Origin of the sequence: Nocardia sp. NPDC051911, assembly GCF_040681035.1 — a bacterium.
In the GTDB taxonomy this organism is placed as follows: domain Bacteria; phylum Actinomycetota; class Actinomycetes; order Mycobacteriales; family Mycobacteriaceae; genus Nocardia; species Nocardia sichangensis.
Genome location: NZ_JBFAXY010000046.1, coordinates 24,697 through 42,290 on the forward strand (window position 1 = coordinate 24,697; position 17,594 = coordinate 42,290).

13 protein-coding genes and 2 pseudogenes are annotated in these 17,594 nt (G+C 62.3%); 9 read left to right on the plus strand and 6 right to left on the minus strand.

Annotated elements, in window-relative coordinates:
- Window positions 1-1,258: 1,258 nt before the first annotated feature.
- The 5 genes from AB0L97_RS35435 to AB0L97_RS35455 all read left to right on the plus strand — a co-directional run bounded on the left by AB0L97_RS35435 (window position 1,259) and on the right by AB0L97_RS35455 (window position 7,648).
- A complete protein-coding gene (locus AB0L97_RS35435; RefSeq protein WP_364438538.1) occupies window positions 1,259-1,876 on the plus strand; it encodes a TIGR00730 family Rossman fold protein in 618 nt (205 codons plus the stop codon).
- Window positions 1,873-2,787 (plus strand): tRNA (adenosine(37)-N6)-dimethylallyltransferase MiaA, encoded by a 915-nt coding sequence (gene miaA / locus AB0L97_RS35440; protein WP_364438541.1) that lies wholly within the window; start codon window positions 1,873-1,875, stop codon window positions 2,785-2,787. The genes AB0L97_RS35435 and miaA overlap by 4 nt, the downstream gene beginning before the upstream one ends.
- A gap of 599 nt (window positions 2,788-3,386) precedes the next feature.
- Window positions 3,387-3,914: a hypothetical protein gene (locus AB0L97_RS35445; RefSeq protein ID WP_364438544.1), complete on the plus strand. Its 528-nt coding sequence runs from the start codon at window positions 3,387-3,389 to the stop codon at window positions 3,912-3,914.
- Window positions 3,915-3,992: 78 nt separating this feature from the next.
- Window positions 3,993-5,432, plus strand: a complete 1,440-nt coding sequence (locus AB0L97_RS35450) for a cytochrome P450 (RefSeq protein ID WP_364438547.1) — start codon at window positions 3,993-3,995, stop codon at window positions 5,430-5,432.
- Window positions 5,433-6,808: 1,376 nt separating this feature from the next.
- Entirely contained in the window at window positions 6,809-7,648 is an 840-nt protein-coding gene (locus AB0L97_RS35455) for an SDR family NAD(P)-dependent oxidoreductase (protein ID WP_364438550.1), read from the plus strand.
- 795 nt (window positions 7,649-8,443) lie between these two features.
- On the opposite strand, the gene AB0L97_RS35460 is transcribed toward AB0L97_RS35455, so the two are convergent.
- From AB0L97_RS35460 to AB0L97_RS35470, 3 genes are read right to left on the minus strand one after another with little or no spacing between them, the layout of a single operon-like run.
- Window positions 8,444-9,373: an SDR family NAD(P)-dependent oxidoreductase gene (locus AB0L97_RS35460; RefSeq protein ID WP_364438553.1), complete on the minus strand. Its 930-nt coding sequence runs from the start codon at window positions 9,371-9,373 to the stop codon at window positions 8,444-8,446.
- A complete protein-coding gene (locus AB0L97_RS35465; RefSeq protein ID WP_364438556.1) occupies window positions 9,370-10,743 on the minus strand; it encodes a carotenoid oxygenase family protein in 1,374 nt (457 codons plus the stop codon). The genes AB0L97_RS35460 and AB0L97_RS35465 overlap by 4 nt, the downstream gene beginning before the upstream one ends.
- A complete protein-coding gene (locus tag AB0L97_RS35470; protein WP_364438559.1) occupies window positions 10,743-11,396 on the minus strand; it encodes a TetR/AcrR family transcriptional regulator in 654 nt (217 codons plus the stop codon). The genes AB0L97_RS35465 and AB0L97_RS35470 overlap by 1 nt, the downstream gene beginning before the upstream one ends.
- Before the next feature lie 622 nt (window positions 11,397-12,018).
- On the opposite strand from AB0L97_RS35470, the gene AB0L97_RS35475 reads away from it, so the two are divergent.
- From AB0L97_RS35475 to AB0L97_RS35490, 4 genes are all read left to right on the plus strand, one after another.
- A complete protein-coding gene (locus AB0L97_RS35475; RefSeq protein ID WP_364438562.1) occupies window positions 12,019-13,836 on the plus strand; it encodes an aminotransferase class I/II-fold pyridoxal phosphate-dependent enzyme in 1,818 nt (605 codons plus the stop codon).
- A 105-nt stretch (window positions 13,837-13,941) separates the two neighbouring features.
- A complete protein-coding gene (locus AB0L97_RS35480) occupies window positions 13,942-14,520 on the plus strand; it encodes a LicD family protein (RefSeq protein WP_364438577.1) in 579 nt (192 codons plus the stop codon).
- Window positions 14,517-15,245, plus strand: coding sequence for a methyltransferase domain-containing protein (locus AB0L97_RS35485; protein ID WP_364438565.1), 729 nt, complete (start codon window positions 14,517-14,519; stop codon window positions 15,243-15,245). The genes AB0L97_RS35480 and AB0L97_RS35485 overlap by 4 nt, the downstream gene beginning before the upstream one ends.
- Window positions 15,242-15,979, plus strand: a complete 738-nt coding sequence (locus AB0L97_RS35490; RefSeq protein WP_364438568.1) for an HAD family phosphatase — start codon at window positions 15,242-15,244, stop codon at window positions 15,977-15,979. Before AB0L97_RS35485 ends, AB0L97_RS35490 begins: the two co-directional genes overlap by 4 nt.
- A 165-nt stretch (window positions 15,980-16,144) precedes the next feature.
- Here AB0L97_RS35490 and AB0L97_RS35495 read toward each other — a convergent pair whose 3' ends face one another.
- The 3 genes and pseudogenes from AB0L97_RS35495 to AB0L97_RS35505 form a co-directional block, all read right to left on the minus strand.
- Window positions 16,145-16,618, minus strand: coding sequence for a class I SAM-dependent methyltransferase (locus AB0L97_RS35495; protein ID WP_364438571.1), 474 nt, complete (start codon window positions 16,616-16,618; stop codon window positions 16,145-16,147).
- Between the two features lie 38 nt (window positions 16,619-16,656).
- Window positions 16,657-16,971, minus strand: a pseudogene (locus AB0L97_RS35500) (class I SAM-dependent methyltransferase); the annotation flags it as partial.
- A 394-nt stretch (window positions 16,972-17,365) separates the two neighbouring features.
- Window positions 17,366-17,594, minus strand: a pseudogene (locus AB0L97_RS35505) (ABC transporter ATP-binding protein); the annotation flags it as partial.

Consider the following 17,594-nt stretch of genomic DNA (forward strand, 5'->3'; position numbering starts at 1 on the left):
TCAGACCCACTCCAAACTGGAGACTGTGGATCACAGCTGCAGGGTTTTCGCTCTCCCTGAAAAGGAGAATGCGAAAGCCCTGTTTGGAGTATCTACAGGGGAATATTCGTTTAGGTCGTTACGGGGGCGTGATGGCGGTCGCGTCGCCCGGTTGGATTGGTTGTGTTGTATGACCCGCTCGCGAGCGGTCCGGAGTCTGCCGCGTTTCCCTCCGGACGATGAAGATGTGCTGGCCGAGTCGTATGAGCGTACGTCCGTTGCCACAGCAGTTATGCGGCACGCTGGGGGTCTCGCTGCGCAGTCCGTGGTGTCGGATATTGATATCCGTGGCGGCGTCAATACATCCTTTCATCTCTCAGATAAGGCCGCCTTCAATGCAACTGGGAGCTTGCGAACCCCGGCGCGCTCCGCCGCAGCCGCATATGTCGAAGGCCGCAGGTTGGTTGTTGCTGTGGCTGGACCGGCCCGCAATCATGGGCGTCTGCATCCACTGGCCGTGGCCGTGTCCATTGAGGCGGCGTCCTATCGAGTTGTCGCGGTGCTGGCCGCGGCTCGGCTGGTCCACGTGCTCGGCGAGTGGGCATGTTTCGACGTGATCGCTGAGAGTGCAATGCCCGTTTCGGTAACGGTGATCTCCGCGACACTCGGCTTGGCCGCAGACGACGTGGACCCCAGTCGGACGTCGAGTTCGGCGCGCCCAACATCGCCTCGCAAGAGGTTTTGCTGGCACACGGCCGACAAAACGACGACGCCCAAGTCGAGATCGCCGGTTCGCTCAAGGCGTTCCCGGCCGCTCTGTCGGCTATACGACAGTCTTGCGCCGCGTGGGGCCGATCTTGGTCAACAGCACAACGCTTGCACGCTCGACATCCTCCCGTCGATGCGGTGCGGTTCCTCAGCCAGAACGGCTACCGCTAGAAGCCAGCTGTTCGCCGATCGGCAAGGAGGAGGAATGCCTTCGACACCCGGGCGAGGGAACGCGACCACCGCTTGGATGAGCACCCGCAACGGGCGACTGGCCCACTTCCAGCCCACCGAAAAAGGATTCATGCGCGTCGGCGATATCGTCACGGTTCGCGTTACCACCGTCGCGGCGCAGCACCTCAGCCGGGGACTTCCCAAAATACGGCATCACCGCCATCCCGTCACCCGTCGGCGGCGGACTTGGCCTCCTAAGCATCGGCCAACCCAACGAACGCCCCTTCTTCATCGCCGCATCGTCCCACGATCCGATGTCTATCTCCGAAAGGTTCGCCCGGTGAGCGTAACCATATGTGTCTACTGTGCCTCTGGCGGTGACGATCCCGATTGCCTGCGCCTAGCCGCCGCGGTCGGCACCCAAATCGGCAGACGCGGATGGCGGCTGATCTCCGGCGGTGGCACCATCGCCATGATGGGCGCCGTGGCGCGTGCGGCGAGGGCCGCCGGTGCTCACACCACGGGCGTCATCCCGGTGATGTTCGCACAACGAGAGCTTGCCGACCTCGATGCGGACGAGCTGATCATGACCGACACCCTCGCCGAACGCAAACGCATCATGATCGAACGCGCTGACGCCTTCCTCACCCTGCCCGGCGGTATCGGAACACTCGAGGAACTAGTCGAAACCTGGGTGTCAGGCTACCTCGGCGTTCACCATAAACCCATAGTCCTCCTCGACCCTGCGGGCCATTACTGCGGGCTGCTCGAATGGCTCACCACTCTGCACGCCCAAGGACTAGTCCGGCGTTCGGCACTAGATCGACTCGTTGTCACCACCGACATCAGCACCGCATTCACCCACCTCGCACCAGATAGCACTGAGAACGCACCAACCGTGACCGCCTACCACGGAAACTCTGACGGTACCGGTTTCGCAGCGGCACCACAGTCATGAGCCGACCGATCCGGCCGATCGCCGTCGTCGGCCCGACCGCGTCAGGCAAATCCGATCTAGGCTTGGAACTAGCGATGCGACTCGGCGGCGAAATCGTCAACGCCGACGCGATGCAGCGATTCTGGGGAATGGACATCGGCACAGCCAAAGTGCCTCTGTCGCATCGGCGCGGCATCGCGCATCACCAACTCGACGTGCTCGATGTCACGCAGACCTCGACAGTCGCCCAGTATCAGTACGAGGCCGGAGCCGCCGTCGAGGCAATCATGGCGCGCGGCGCGGTGCCGGTCATTGTCGGCGGCTCGATGATGTATATCCAAGCGTTGCTTGATCAGTGGCGACTCCCGACCACCGACCCACTGGTACGGGAGCGATGGGAAAGGGTGTTGACTCTCGGTGGACGCGCGGCGCTACATGCGGCGCTGCGCACGGCCGACCCTGCAGCGGCCAGCATCATTCCACCGACCGACACCCGGCGCACGGTCCGCGCGCTCGAGGTGGTGGAGATCACTGGGAGGCCGTTTGCCGCCTCGGTACCGAGGGCGGGCGAAGCCCGCTGGAACACAGCGATTATCGGAGTCGACCGGGCAACCGACACGTTGGACGCACGCATCACCGCCCGCACCGCGCAGATGTTCGCCCAGGGCTTCGTCGAGGAAGTCGTTGGGCTGGCCGAGGCGGGTTTGCGTGACGGCATCACCGCACGCCGCGCCATCGGATACGCACAAGTACTTGCACATCTGGACGGCGATTACGACCTCGCGGAAGCGCAACACCGAATGTCCATCGCTACACGTCGCTACGTACGCAGACAGCGATCCTGGTTCCGCCGGGACCCCAGAGTGCACTGGATCGACGCCGACCGCCAGCCCGTCGAACACGTCACTGACTGGCTGGCCAACAGCTCCTGATACACCGGCGCGCCCCGATCGAGCCTAACCGAGCATGCGTGGCGAGATCGGCCAAACGTTTGAGGCTTAGGAATTCGGCCCTAGCCGCTACCAGCCGGCTGGCCTGCCCGGCGCGCGGATCGATCTCAACGGAGTCGACGGTCGCACCAACAGCGAGCCGCAGATCCACACGCACAAGCGACCTCCCCTTAGGGTGGCAGCGTCGTCAACGCCTCCATGACGAAGGCATCTTTACCTTCGCGCCATAAGATCGGCCCAGCCCTTCGAGTTGCCGCATGACCAACAATCCATCGGAATCATAACTATTTCATTATACCTTCCCTTTGAAACCGCTAATTGCCATCGGTCCAGATTGTTCCTAAAGTCGGCCGAACAAGGGAATCAGGCCGAATGGTCTATCGAGCGAGGAGGGGTCGACCGTGGCCGTCACGAATCAATGGATCAACCCACAGCCTCCAGACGTCTGGATCTTCGGCGTATCGATGGAGAAAGACAAAGAGACCCGTCAGAACGACTTGCCGGTTCGGCGGTAAGCCATGCATCCAGATGGAAATGACCCACCTTCCACGCATTTCTGCGACGAGACATCATCGACTATGATGGCCTCTCTCTTGGAACCTTCGGATCTGATTCAGGCAATTGCGGGGCGCAGCGTGATCACCTTACCACTCGCCGAATGGGCAAGAGAGCTCGGCGATCTTTATGCAGAATTGATTCCCTCTCGGATCGATCAGAAATTTCAGCCGAAGCGCTTCGACGGCGAGCAACTGCGCTCAGAAATCGATAGAGTTGTGAGCGAGATCGACGAGTGGGCAGCACAAAACATCCCGCGGATGAAGAGCGCGCGCAAACACACACATTCGCTCGGCGAAGTGATCAGCCACGTGGCAAGGTCATACGCCCAAGCGTGGTGGACTGTGGTTCATTCGGCCGATACCGAAATCTGGCACCAGGCGTGGTTTCACCTCGGCGAGGCCCGTGAGGGATACGCAGAATTCCTCAGTGCGCTTCGGGCACGGAATCTTCAACTGCCGATGGGATGGCGCTGGCATTTGGAGAGACGTACCATAGATACCGGACGAGGCCCGTCGATCAATCCAGGTTGTGTCGAAAGCGATAAACGCTGATCGCAGATAGCGGATTGATGAAGCTGTCAGGCATACTGGACCGTCCCCGATGGCGGGACCGCAGCAAAAGGACACCACATGAACGCAGGAATCCGTCGCAGACTCGAGGAGTACACCGCCGACCTAGCGGATCGCTATCCTGCCCGGGCGACAGCGCTCGCCGAACCTCCGGTCGGGAGCAACCTGCTACCGGTCCTCGGAGATCCGGGGGCGCCGTTGGTCGGACACTCACTGCGCCTCTTAATAGACCCGCTCGTGGGGGCGCGCAACGCCTTAGACAAGTACGGCGAGGTGTCGTGGACGAACATCTTCGGCCGCCGCGCGGTCACTGTGCTCGGACCGGCCGCGCTGGAGGTGGTCTGGAGCAACAAGGACAAGGTCTTCTCCAGCGAGAAGGGCTGGGAGTATTGGATCGGGCCGTTCTTCCGGCGCGGCATCATGCTGCTGGACTTCGAAGAGCACCTGCACCACCGGCGCATCATGCAGCAGGCGTTCACACGGCCCCGCCTGATCAGCTACCTCGACCTGATGCGGCCGGGCATCGAACGGGAACTCGAGTCCTGGCGTCCGAAGCCGGGATTCCTCTTGTACGACAACGTGAAACAAATGTTACTGAATCTCGCGACCGAGGTCTTCGTCGGCGCGCAACTCGGGCCGGACGCTCAGCGGTTGGAGCACGCGTTCGAGCACACCGTGGCCGGTGGAAAGTCGCTTATCCGGACATCGGTGCCAGGGGGAACCTGGTCGCGCGGGCTGCACGGCCGAAAACTCTTGGAGCAATACTTCCGCGCCCAGCTGCCGGCCAAACGAGCGGGCGAGGGCTCCGATCTGTTCAGCGTGCTGTGCCACGCCACCAGCGACACTGGCGAAACCTTCACCGACGATGATGTCGTCAACCACATGATCTTCGTCCTCATGGCGGCCCACGACACCAGCGCCATCACCCTGTCCATGCTCACCTACCTACTCGGCAAGAACCCACACTGGCAGGAACGGCTGCGCACAGAGGCGATCGCGCTGGGCAAGGAGCACCTCGATTACGAAGACCTGGACCGGCTGCCCTCGCTGGACCTGGCGTTCAAGGAGACGCTACGCATGTACGCGCCCGCGGGAGTGATGATGCGCCGCACGCTCGCGGACACCGAAATCCTAGGCCGCTACGTGCCAGCCGACACCGACATCCTCATCGCCGCCTATCCCTCCATGCGGCTGGCCCAGTGGTGGCCCCGCCCGGACCAGTTCGACCCCGAACGCTTCGCCGAACACCGCCGTGAGGACCGAGTGCACCGCTACGCCTGGTCGCCGTTCGGCGGCGGCGCACACAAATGCATCGGCATGCACTTCGGAGGCATGACCGTGAAGTCGATCATGCACCGGATGCTACTGCGCTACGAGTGGGGCGTTCCCGCCGACTACCAGGTACCGCTCACCTGGGGCACCGGCCCCACACCCGCCGACGGCCTCCCGATCAACGTACGCGCTCGGCAGTCACACATCTCGCCGTCCTCGGCGGCATGACGAACCCGATCAAAACTCGACCGGAACCACCGCGGGTCACACGATGCACGTCCCGTCAACGTAGTGTGTGCGTGAGCCTGCGCATGCAGCTGAGCGGCTGCACCGTCGACCGCATCCTCCACGAGCCCTCACCGCCGACCCCGACCCGCTGCACCTGACTCTGGTTTCGGCATAACCCACAACACCGCCGCCCGCTACGCGGGCGTCACCGAGCACCTGCGCAGCGATGATTCATCCACCAGCCCACCGAGCCGTACCGGCAACCGCTAGAATTCTCCGGAACTAGCGGCGATTCCCCTTGCCGCACACCGAAACACAGTGAGTTCCCACTGAAAGTCCGTCAGTCACCTGAACCCACTGCAGACGGGCGGTCACGATCGTGTCACCTGGTAACACGAAGCCCAGTTTGCCCAGGGGTAGCGGGTCTATCTCGCTAACGCCTGTTGATCGATTCCGGTGTGTTCGATCGAGAATGAGCGCATGTCAGGGACGATCTATATGGAACGCTTTGGTCAGAAATGAACGAGAACCCGGGCTCGTTTCCCTGAATCTGCCTCGACGCACCGGTAAAACTTTCAAAGCTTGGCTGGGCGAGTTTCGTGAGAACATGGCGATTCAGACACGCCCATTACCTGATTGAGCATGTCAACAGCCCGCCGCTTGCCGGCCGGGCCTAAACCTTTCCCCGAGCGATGTCCCACAACGCGTCTTTCTCCAACTCCGCGTCCACCAGCAGCCGCTTCAACCTGGTGTCCGCTCCCCCGCAGCTCCTCGACCTCCTTCGCGGCATCGGCGTCCACACCGCCGTACTGGCGACGCCAGTTGTACGACGTCGCCGCCGACATCCTCAGCTCAACCGCGATCTGCTCACCGGTCTGCCCCGCGGCGGCGAACTCGTCGGCACGGCGCAGCTTCTCCCCCGATGTCCTCCGCGGAATGCCGCTTACATCCGGCCACGTCCCTCAATCTCCCGTCCAGCCCCGACCAGGGCCAACAAGGACTCTAATATCGTGCGTTCTCATTGATTGGAAACAGGCTACTTCGAGCAGCCCCCACAGAGCTGCTCGCCATGAAATTGGAGTAGCCCGGAAACGACTGGATCTCACCTTAATCAACACCAGTACGTACGTTGTTCACCGACTTCACGGATGCGATCCTGTGCTCGCTCGCCGACAATATGGATCGGGCAGGACTCGCGGGATCGACCGGCTTTCGGAGGTAGTCACGGGAAGCCATGCATTAGGTGGTAAGCGAGTCGTAATCCATCGAGTGCGGCCCGCCAGGATAAACGGGGCCTGGTGATGCTATGAATCAAAAAATAGCTTCAGAGGGGATTTACTTGTCTGATTCACCGCAGTTCTCAGAAACTCGGGCAGATGCCGATGCCACTTCATAGGAAAAAACTTAGAGGTGCAACATGTTGGCAGGGGCAACATGTCATCATAACGGGCGGCTCACTGGGGATCGGCGCCGCAGCGGCGGCTGCATTCAGCGAAGCCGGTGCCAGAGTTTCTATCTTGGCGCGGAGAAGAGCCGCTCTAATCGAAACCTCCCGGAGGACCGGTGCACACTGGGCAAGTGTAGACGTCGTTGACGCCGCCGCGCTGTTCGAGGCCATCCACGAACTGGAGGATGCAGTGGGCGCATGCGACGTCATATTCTGCTGCGCAGGAATTGTGATTCCAGGACGACCTGATCAGCTCACCATAGATGACATCGCGCAACAGATGTCAGTGAATTACATGGGTGCAGTAAATGCTGTCGGAGCGGTTTTACCCGCGATGGTTGCCAGGGGTGCGGGGCGAATTGTTCTCACGAGTTCTACTGCGGGCCTACTAGGAGTGGTCGGGTTATCGGGGTACTGCCCGACGAAGGCTGCAGTGCGCGCTTACGCACAGACTTTGAGGTATGAACTGCAGGGCACCGGAGTCGACATATCCGTTCTCTACCCGCCGGACACCAAGACTCCCGGATTCGAGTCCGAAAGGCTTCGTCGGCCACCTGAGACCACTGCGGTGGCCGGCGCTATCGCTCCAGTCGAGCCCGATGTCGTCGCGAATGCGCTGCTGAGCGGTCTCGAACGCCGCAAAGCCCACATTGCAATAGACCCTCTTACTCGATTCATGTCTGCGTGGGCTGGGGCCCCCGAGGCGCTTGCCCGACCTTTCCTCAGCAAGGCTATAAAGACCGCACGAGCCAAAGACCACCAGTTATGAATCCCGGTCCGCGCTGGACGTGGTGGCCCGCTGCCGTGGCGGCAGAGTTCCTTCTGACCATGGCGGCACTGGGCGACCGAATCAGCAGACGTAGCGAGTCCGGTTGATGTGGCCTTCGACAGCGCCGCTGTTTCAGGACAGGCTTAGGCCTGCGCCGTGACCACGTCGTAGTCGCGGCGCAGGCCGCGGACGAACGACTGCGCGTCGGCTAGCACGACAGTTGTACTTCGTTACTTTGGTAATCGGGTCCGTTGGTAGCGGGTTCGTCGGGCGCGGTGTTGATGGTGTCGGCGCCAGCGGGAAGCGGCGAGGGCGTGGGTGAGGTGGAGCGCTATCGCCAGAGACGGCGGACTTCGGCGACTGTGATTGGGCCCAGCCCGCGTGGGCTTTTGGGTCGGTGACGGCATGGAAGGCGTCGGCGAGCATGGCCAGGGTGATGTGCCGGTACTAGGCGTCGTATTTGCGGACTTGGTAGTGGTCGAGGCCACATTGGCTTTTGGCGGCTTGGAAGCATTCCTCGATCGCCCACCTCGCACCGGCCACGGCAACGATCTGGCCGCGATCGATGGTGCCGGGGTGGAAGCACTGTTCAGGCCGGTGCGGTTGGTGGTGCCGGAAAACCCCTTGTCGACGAGAATCCGATCGGGCAGCACTGTGAGGACGAGCAGTCGCGCGATTCGGACCAGTTCGCGGAATACCTCTGCAAGACACCCTGGCCAAGGCCTCAGTCCTGCGAGTGTGGTGTTCCGTGAACCGAACGGCTTACCGAACACCACGTGGGGCTCCCCGTTCAAATCATAGGTGAGGTGTCTCGGTGAGTTTAATGCTGGTTGTCCAAAGATCCTCGGCCTTGTCCAGGTCGTAGGAGTCAGCGGACGACCGAATCTGACGGTAGCCGGAAAAATATTTCCCGGTGACGGTGGCCAGATCAGGGCTGAGGACCAACCGAGCCAGGGCCTGTCCGGAGCGGCGGGAGGTATGGACGTTGATGCCTGGCACAGCGGTCAGGGCCGGGAGTAGATAGCGCCAGGCCAAACCTTGTATTCCGTGGTAGTCGCGGCCGAGTCCGGTGCCGGGCATCAGGCCGGGGTCGAACGCGTTGACGGTGATCTTCGGCGGCACGGTGCCGGAATCGAGCTGCCGGGCCAGCTCGTAGGTAGTCAGCACGTTGCACAGTTTGGATGTGGTGTAACGACGACGGCCGATCGATCCAGGCCTTGAAGCGTTGTCGGCGACGTCGGGATGGGCCAGATCCCAGGCTGTGCTGTAGGACGGGGCAGGCATGCCGGTCGGCTTGGTGGGATCGTGGGTGTCGCTCGCGACGAAGATAATCCGACCTGGTGTCCGCAGCTTGGGCAGCAGTTCGCGGACCAGAAGAAAGTGTGCGAGATGGTTGACCGCGAAGGTCTGCTCGATCCCGTCGACGGTCAAAACCGTGCCGGAGACGATCTGAACACCGGCATTGCAGACGATCGCATGCAGTGGCGGCAATTGGTGTTCACCGAACTCGCGCCCGAAGTGGCGAACTCTGTCGAGGGAGGCTAAATCCAGAGGAACGCCTACAGCCCGGTCGCCCAGGCTGCGGGCAGCCGCGTGAACTCGGTCCTGACCGCGGCCGGTGATGACAACCTGCCAGCTCGAGTCGGCAGCGAGGATGGCCTCGGCAGTCCGGTAGCCGAGACTGCCGGTTCCACCAGTAATCAGAACTGTGCGCGAGACGCTCATCCGGCTGCTCCTTTGCTCATCGGGACCCAGGTGCCGTGGAATCCGAGCGGAACACGGTGCGGCAGACGAATCACCGCCTGCGGCGCGGCGGTGAAATCGGTGGCGTCGACGATCACCAGATCACTGGCGTCACGGGCGGCATCGTAAATGTAGGACAGCAGCCAGCCCTCGTCCTCGGCGCGGGCGTTCAGGTGTGGGACGAATGTCGCCTCGGCGGCGACGCGGCCTGCGCCGACATCGTGGTGCTGGCACGTGCCGGTGGTGAGGTCCCATTTGAGCAGCCCGCCGAAACTCGAGCGTTGGCCTTGGCTCGTCTCGACTCCGTAGCCGACGTGGTTTGCAATGCCGAGCTTCGCCGGATTCAATTGGGGAAACTCGAAGCTACGATCATCGAGCGCCTCTTCGCGCACGCGGCCGGTGATCGTATCGAGGTGCCAGCGATGCAGTGTGGCGCCGACATCGATGGCCAGCACGTCCGGGCTCCAGCGGTCACGCACCGCGTCGCAGTAGCGGGCGGCCTCCAGGACGATCTCACCGCCGTTCTCGTAGGCATTGAGGGTGTGGACTATCATGCACGGTTCGACGTCGAACCACCGTACATCGGCGCTGGTCCCGGTCTTGGGCATGACACCGATCCGGGCACCGTAGTTGTCGTCCCAGCGGTACGGGAATCCGGCTTCGGCCCCGTAGGCGGCGTCGAACACGATCGGCAGATCGAGGAACAGCACGTGGTTTTCGGTCATGGCCCAGTCGTGCATCAGCGACGGCCCCTTGACATCAATAACCTCATGCCGCACCAGCGCTCCGGCCGCGTCGGCGACGAAGTACTGCAGATACGGTTCGACAGGCCCGAAGCTGATCAGAAACAACTCTCCGGTGCGTGGATCAATCTTGGGGTGAGCAGTCATCGGCGCCGCCAGGGCACCACCAAAATCGTAGCGGCCAATCGTATTCAAGTCGCAGTCGACCTCGTGGGGCAGCCCCCACTCGGCCAGCGTGAGCACCCGACCCGCGTGCGTGATCACGTTGGTGTTGGAAGTGTTGGGGATCAAAGCGATATCGGCGGGACCGGGTGCTGGACGGGTATCCAGCTTGTCCGCCAAGGTGGCGGTGCGTATCCACCTGTTGCGGTACCACAGGGCCTTACCGTCGCGGATCCGCACGCCGTGCAGCATGCCGTCGGGCATAAACCAGTGATACGGGCCCGCATACGGTACCGGCGGCGGGTTCGGCCCGTTACGCAGATACAGTCCATCGAGTTCGGGTGGAATACTGCCGACCACCGGCAGGTCCCAGGCCGTGTATTCGGTACTGACCGGCGCCAACTCACCTTCGAGGTACGCGGCCGGGATACCGGCGAATGCAGTCATTACTCCTCCTCAGGAACCGTGGCCATACGCCGCGCGCGATCGATCGCGGCCGGTGCCAACGCTTGCAGCGCAGTCACAAGGTCGGCATACATGCGCCGCAGGTCGACCTCATCGGACTCGAGCTGGGTTGCGAAGAAACAGCCATCGGAGAACGCGACCGCGAACCGGGCCAGCTCGGCAGCAGCGATCCCGGCGATCGGCTGTCCGACAGTCGGGGCGAGCAGCCCGGCGATCGCTTCGGCGAAGTAACTACACGCCCGCACTCGGACACGTTTGACCAACTCACTGGCAACCTCGTCGCCGGCGCCCTCCAAAGCCAGCAGATAGAACAGGCGCAAGAACACGGGGTATGCACCGACCGCAGCCGCACCCTGCTCGATGAGGACGCTCTCCCGGGACTCGCTATCGAAGACTGTGTCGGTCAATCGCGGGAGGGCATCGAACCAGCGCGCCGCCCCCCGCTCCATCACCCCCGCCAGCAGCCCCTCCTTGCTGCCGAAATGCCAATACAGCGACGTCGGCGCGACCCCCGCTTCCTTGCAAATCACCGACACCGCGGTACCCGCATAACCGTTCGCGCTCATCAGCCGCTCGGCCACATCCAGCAACTGCTCCCGCGAGTCGGTCACACCGACATCAGGTTTCTTCGCCATATCCCCACTGTAGGGATCGCTACATACATTGTCAAGGTCCGTCTTCCCGACACCCGACGAGCAAGCTCACAGTCCTTCAGCCAGAACCCAGTGGATGTCGCTTCTGGACTACAGGGTGGGCGCTGAGGAAGATCGTCACCCGGTGACGGCCCGCTTCCTAGCAGGGATGGCAGCCGATAGCGCTCGCAGAAGGCGACTGCTCGACCTCGAGACAGTCTGGCTTACCCGCCACCGCCAGCCAAGGGAAACAGCCATTCCCGCACGCCCCGCCGGCAGCATCGCATCACCCAGCTCTCCGGCGCGATCTCGTGGCGGTCACTCTCACGACCGGACCGTTCTATCATCGTGCGGCATGTCGCACTTCAGGGGCGCGATTGAAAGCACTCCACCATAATTCGACAATCGGGATCATGGATTTCCCGGCTACGTACGTAGGTTTGTCAATGTCGAAAAGGCATCCGGATGTTTCGGGCATCCCTATCAGACACCATGGGTGCGGGATGGTCACCGGCGATCCGCTGATGGGCCAGCATCACGTCTCTCGCTGATTCACTGCCGCAGTTAGCGGTCCCGAACTGTGCATTGCCAGTTTCAGATTGCGGCCACTAACTGGAGGAGAAGCATGCCCGTCGTTGGATATAAGCCGGTGGAAAAGGCCATTATTCTCGCGGCTGGCTCGGGACGCAGGATTGGTGGCGGCGTTCCCAAAAGTTTGACTCAGGTCGGTGGACGGCCGATCTTGCACCGAGTTCTGGAGCAATTGGCATCGGCAGGTGTGCGGGAGACCGTGTTGGTAGTGGGGCACCGGTCCAATAGAATCCGAACGTCGATCGGCAGCCGATTCGCAGACATGGATGTGGTCTATGTACCGGTAGACCGATACGACTCCACGAACAATGCTTACTCACTCTGGATGGCTCGCCACCACTTGGATCAGGACATTTTCGTACTGGACGGCGACGTGGTCTTCGACTCCGATCTGCTGGTCCGATTAGCCGCGGCGTCTGACGATGCGGCATCGGGTGTCTCCGCGTTGCGTCCGGGCATGAACGGGACCGTCGCAGATGTGGACGCCAGTGGGCGCATCGTCGAGTTCCTGTCTACTCACGATCGGATCGATGTACCGCGGACCGCACGCAAGACAGTGAATGTGCATGTGCTGCGCGCGAAATATTTGCGAGAGGAATTTGTGCCGCTGCTGGAAGAATTGGTTACGGCGGGCGGATGCAACGAATTTTATGAGCAGGTGTTGGCACTCACGGTTCGGCGGGGCAATTACACCGTTCGTGCGGTCGACTGCACAGATATTAGATGGTACGAAGTCGACGACGTGAGTGATGTCATTGCGGCGGATTACGTCTTCAGTGCACGTGCCGACCGATTGCCCTTCCTAGAAGGTCTGCACGGTGGATATTGGCGTTTCGATATCGCGGATCACCGTTTGATGATCAACCCGTATTTTCCGCCCGGAGAACTGATACAGCAGCTGGCGGACGATCTGACGCAGTCGCTGACTGCCTATCCGCTGGGCAGCGCTGCCTTGCAGCGTCTGCTGGCAGCGGTAGTCGGCGTACCTGCCGAGCATCTGGTGGTAGCTAACGGAGCGTCCGAACTGATTACCGCGCTCGGCCGGATACTCGAGGACGTCGCCTTGGTCGTGCCGGGTTTCAACGAATACGAAGCCGCGTTTGCCCGGACACGTGGCCACCATATCGAACTCGCGCCGCCGGAGTTCCGGTTCGACAGCAGGCGCTGCGTCGAGCAAGCTACCCGAACACAGGCAAAAGCCGTTGTCGTCACATCGCCGAACAATCCGACGTCGATCGCGGTACCTCGGGAAGATCTGCTGTTGGCGTGCAAGCTACTCGCAGACCAGAACATGCGGTTGATCGTTGACGAGTCGTTCGTCGACTTTCATTCCGCGGACTCCAGTGTTCTCGACGAGCTGTCGACTCACCCGAATCTGACGGTGATCAAGAGCATGAGCAAGGCGTACGGCGTTGGCGGACTACGGCTCGGATTCTTGGCGACCGCGGACACCGTCCTGCGCGAGCGCGTGCTCGCAGAGTTGCCCGTCTGGAACATCAACGGCCTCGCCGAAGCCTTCCTGCGGAGGCTTCCCGGGTTCGCCGACCAATACCAGGCGAGCATCGCGCGGGTGCGTCACGACCGAGCCGAGTTCTACCGGGAACTGCGCACCGTGCCCGGGGTGACTGTACTCGAGCCGGACGCCAACTTCGTGTTGCTCCGGCTGCTCGGCACGCGGACCGCACGCGAGGTGACCGAGGAATTGCTGCACCGACACGGAGTCCTCGTCAAGGACTGCACGAACAAGTCGATGCCGGACGCGCACCGCTATATCCGCATCTCCTGTCGGACAGCAGCGGAAAACACCCGCGTAATTGCGGCGCTGACCGCGGTCCTATCCACTGCAGAATGAATACCTCTCCGAGACAGGGTAGTTGACATGGAATTGCCACGGGTCCGCCAGGATGTCATCGATCGACTCTACTGGGCGACGGCGATCACCGATGCCTTGTTCACGATGCTCGGCATTCGCTACACGATGATCGGTGGGACGCTGCTGGGTTCGCTGCGTCATGGCGGGCTGATTCCTTGGGACGACGACGTGGATCTGGCGATCCGCGCCGACGACCTCGAGACCGTAATGGGTCGAGCGCGGCCACTGCTGATCCGACATGGATTTGACATCGCGGACTCGCGCTACTTCCTCAAGATATTCGCACTCGACAGCCACGAGTCGACATCGAACGACCCGTTCGACACCGCGCCGTTCCGCTACCCATTTGTGCACATCTTTCCCATGGCCGATATCGACAACAAGCTCGTGTACCACACGGAGGCCGCCCGTGCCCGGTGGCCCAGCGACTACTTCGATCCGTCTGAATTCGAGCTGCTGTGCCGCCGCCCGTTCGGCCCGCTGGACCTGTATAGCGTGCCGAGTTACGCCGCGCACCGTTATCTCGACGGCCTGTACGGTCCGGACTGGGCAAAGGAGGTCCGGCTCTATGAGCCGCACGGTCCGAACCATACCGATTCGTCGCCGGTTGCGGCCGACTCGTTCGAACCGGCGCTGCCGCAGTGGAAGGCGGCCCGAACATGACCGGATCCGCAGCTTGGAAACGTATCTGGGATAACCGCCACCTGGATCCGGCGGCCGGTTCGACCCTGGCGCAGCTGATGGCAGCTGATGGTCTCGACAGCGCGTTCAGTGGCATGCAGCCATCTGCCTGGACCAGCTTCGTGCAACGCACTGCAAAACGGCTTAATCTTGCGCCCGGCATGTCCGTGTTCGATGTCGGCTGTGGGGCAGGTGCCTTTCTGTACGATCTGGATATCATGGGATGCCGCGTCGGCGGGATCGACCAATCGGCTTCGCTGATCGACATCGCCCGCGCCGCCTTTCCTCGAGGCGACTTCGCGGTGGCCGACGCCATAGACCTCGATAGTGCAGCCCAGGTCGATGTCGTCGTCTCCTGCGGAGTCTTTCTGTACTTCCCCTCACTCGACTACGCCCACCATGTCATCACGGCGATGGCCGCGAAGGCCCGCCACGGCGTGGCCATCCTCGACATACCGGATGTCGTCAAAGCTGATGCGGCTCATCGGTTCCGCGTCGAAGCGGCAGGCGGGCGCGCCGCCTACCTCAGCCGCTACCAGGGGCTCGATCACCTGTACTACAGACGGGAGTGGATCCATAGCGAACTGGCAAAAGCCGGTCTGACGAACATCGAGGTCGACGACCAGACGATCGACGGCTACGGCAACGCACCGTACCGCTTCAACGCGATCGCATTCCAGCCCCGCTCACACATACCCGCCGCGTGAACGCCTCGCCCGTACTACGTGCCGTGTTATGGGATCTCGACGGGACGCTCTTGGACACGGAAAAATCGTGGCTCGACGCCGTCGCCGAATATATTGCAGTGCGAGTTGGCGCGCCTCCCGCCGACGACTACGTGCGTCTGGTCGGCTCGACAGTCTCAGAGGTGTTGCACGCCATGGTGGCGGCGTGCGGGATTCAGGCCACCGGACACAATCTCCGCGCAGCAGAGCAATGGATCAATCAACGACTCGTTGAGGTCTATACCTATCCGGTGCCATGGCGTCCAGGTGCCCTGGCAGCGTTGCGGAACACGCGCGCGGCTGGCCTGCGGTCGGCCTTGGTCACCAACACCCCACGCACCTTGGCGAATATCGCCATACATGCGATCGGGCTGCACTATTTCGACGCCTCGGTGTGTGGTGGCGACGTAACCAACGGCAAACCTGCTCCTGAGCCATACATCCGCGCCGCCGAACTGCTGGGCGTCCAGACCGATCAGTGCGTCGCGATCGAGGATTCCCCGACTGGAGCCGCGGCAGCGGCAGCCGCAGGGTGCGGCGTCATCGTCGTACCCTGCGATCTGCCCCTCACAACGACAACACCCGGAATGATTAGGGATTCGCTGAATAGTCTAACGATCAGCGACCTGCAGCACGCGCTCGACCGCCGCGGGATTCGTTCTCCTCAACTGACCGCCACGCCTCCGTACAGTAGATCCGACTATCAGGCGCAGTGAACCGTCGGGCTTGGGGCCTGTCATCGAGGACGATGGTCTGCTTAATGCCGAAGCGTTACCCGCCCGAGATTCGTGAGAGGCAGTTCGTCTGGCTTTCGAGCCTCCGGATGGGTACAGATCTTCCCATGCCGCCCCGCAGGCCATCGCACCACTGGCCGATGTGCACTACGAGACGCTGAGGCAGGCGTTGTAGATGCCGGGTCCGGTGAGCTCGATAGCGCGGTCGCGGTGTTCGCGCAGGGCATTCGCCCAGTGGTCCAGGGTGGTGGCGTAGTGCGGTCCCATCGCCTGGATGCCGGTGACAGTGAAGCCGGCGTCTTCGGCGTACGCGGTGACGCCCTCGGAGCCGCGGCCGGTCGGGGGCAGTAGCGGGCCACCGGCGAAGATCGTGCCGGTGAGGAACTGCATGAACGCGTCATCGATGCCGGTGTGCTCGATATCGTGGGCGCACCGCTCGTCGCGATGGTGGCCGACGATGGTTTGCAGCAGCAGCACACCCCCGGCGGGCAGGGCGTGGTGGGCGAACTGGAAGAACTCGCCATAGCTGTCCTGGTGGAAGTGTTCGAAGGCGTCGATGCACACGATGCGGTCGGCGTGGCCGTCGAAGGCTTCCCAGCGCTGCAGCCAAACCGGCCGCACGGATGTCCGCGCGCGAGCCGGTCGACGAGCTGGTCGCGCACGTACCGGTATTGACTGCGGCTGACGGTCAATCCGATCGTGTTCACCTGGTGGGTGTCCATCGCGCGCAGCAGGGCCGATCCCCACCCGCAACCGACATCGAGCAGGGTCATCCCGGGCCGCAGGTCGCATTTGCCCAACGCGAGGTCGATCTTGTTCAGTTGGGCTTGTTCGAGTGTGTCCTCACGGTGGTTCCAGAACCCGCAACTGTAGGTGCGGGTCGGATTCAGGAACAGGAAGAAGAACTCGTCCCACGGATCACGGCCGGGCTCGCGGTGGGGATCGACCTCGCGGGAGGAGATGTGGCCGGTCATGAGTGCGGCTCTTTCTCACAAGCCAGTAATTGCTGTACACAGGTGACGGTCGGGTCGACTCACGCCCCATGCGCGGCTATCGCCGCGTTCGGTGTCCGCTTCCCTCGCCCGCCTTGGTCATATGGCCTGCACGCTGACAATTACGCTACCGCTGCCGGCGGCGGATGGGGACCACAATTTTCGGTGATGGCCGGATGTGATCATTTTGGCCGAGGCCGGACTGGGCGACGTGGCGCAACCTGCTGGTCAGCAGTGTCCTCAGCTCGACTCACAGAGCGCCGTGCAGCGTCGCCAGCGTGTCGCTGTCGCGAACTCCGTCCACTTCAGTGCTGGCGGCCGTCGACGGGCGACTGGCGCAACTACTCGCTCGCGGTATCCCTCGCCGACTGTCGGCTCACGAACGACTGGCGAGGACTCGGCCGTGCTCTATATACAGGATGTGGTGCGCGCATCCAGTAAGCGCATCCACGGTGCAGGCCGAGACCACGATTGTCATCCCTTCCTCCGCGAGAGCTCGTAGCATTCCGTCCAGATAGCGACGCCCGTCGTGGTCCAAGTCGGCCATCGGGTTGTCCAGTACGAGTGCCGTCGTACCCGCGGCCAGCGCTCTGGCCAGGCCGAGC

Coding starts and splice junctions, on each gene's coding strand:
- AB0L97_RS35485 (WP_364438565.1), top strand. CDS start 14,517: ATGACCGGATCCGCAGCTTGGAAACGTATCTGGGATAACCGCCACCTG.
- AB0L97_RS35475 (WP_364438562.1), top strand. CDS start 12,019: ATGCCCGTCGTTGGATATAAGCCGGTGGAAAAGGCCATTATTCTCGCG.
- AB0L97_RS35470 (WP_364438559.1), bottom strand. CDS start 11,396: ATGGCGAAGAAACCTGATGTCGGTGTGACCGACTCGCGGGAGCAGTTG.
- AB0L97_RS35480 (WP_364438577.1), top strand. CDS start 13,942: ATGCTCGGCATTCGCTACACGATGATCGGTGGGACGCTGCTGGGTTCG.
- AB0L97_RS35450 (WP_364438547.1), top strand. CDS start 3,993: ATGAACGCAGGAATCCGTCGCAGACTCGAGGAGTACACCGCCGACCTA.
- AB0L97_RS35465 (WP_364438556.1), bottom strand. CDS start 10,743: ATGACTGCATTCGCCGGTATCCCGGCCGCGTACCTCGAAGGTGAGTTG.
- AB0L97_RS35445 (WP_364438544.1), top strand. CDS start 3,387: ATGGCCTCTCTCTTGGAACCTTCGGATCTGATTCAGGCAATTGCGGGG.
- AB0L97_RS35460 (WP_364438553.1), bottom strand. CDS start 9,373: ATGAGCGTCTCGCGCACAGTTCTGATTACTGGTGGAACCGGCAGTCTC.
- AB0L97_RS35455 (WP_364438550.1), top strand. CDS start 6,809: ATGCCGATGCCACTTCATAGGAAAAAACTTAGAGGTGCAACATGTTGG.
- miaA (WP_364438541.1), top strand. CDS start 1,873: ATGAGCCGACCGATCCGGCCGATCGCCGTCGTCGGCCCGACCGCGTCA.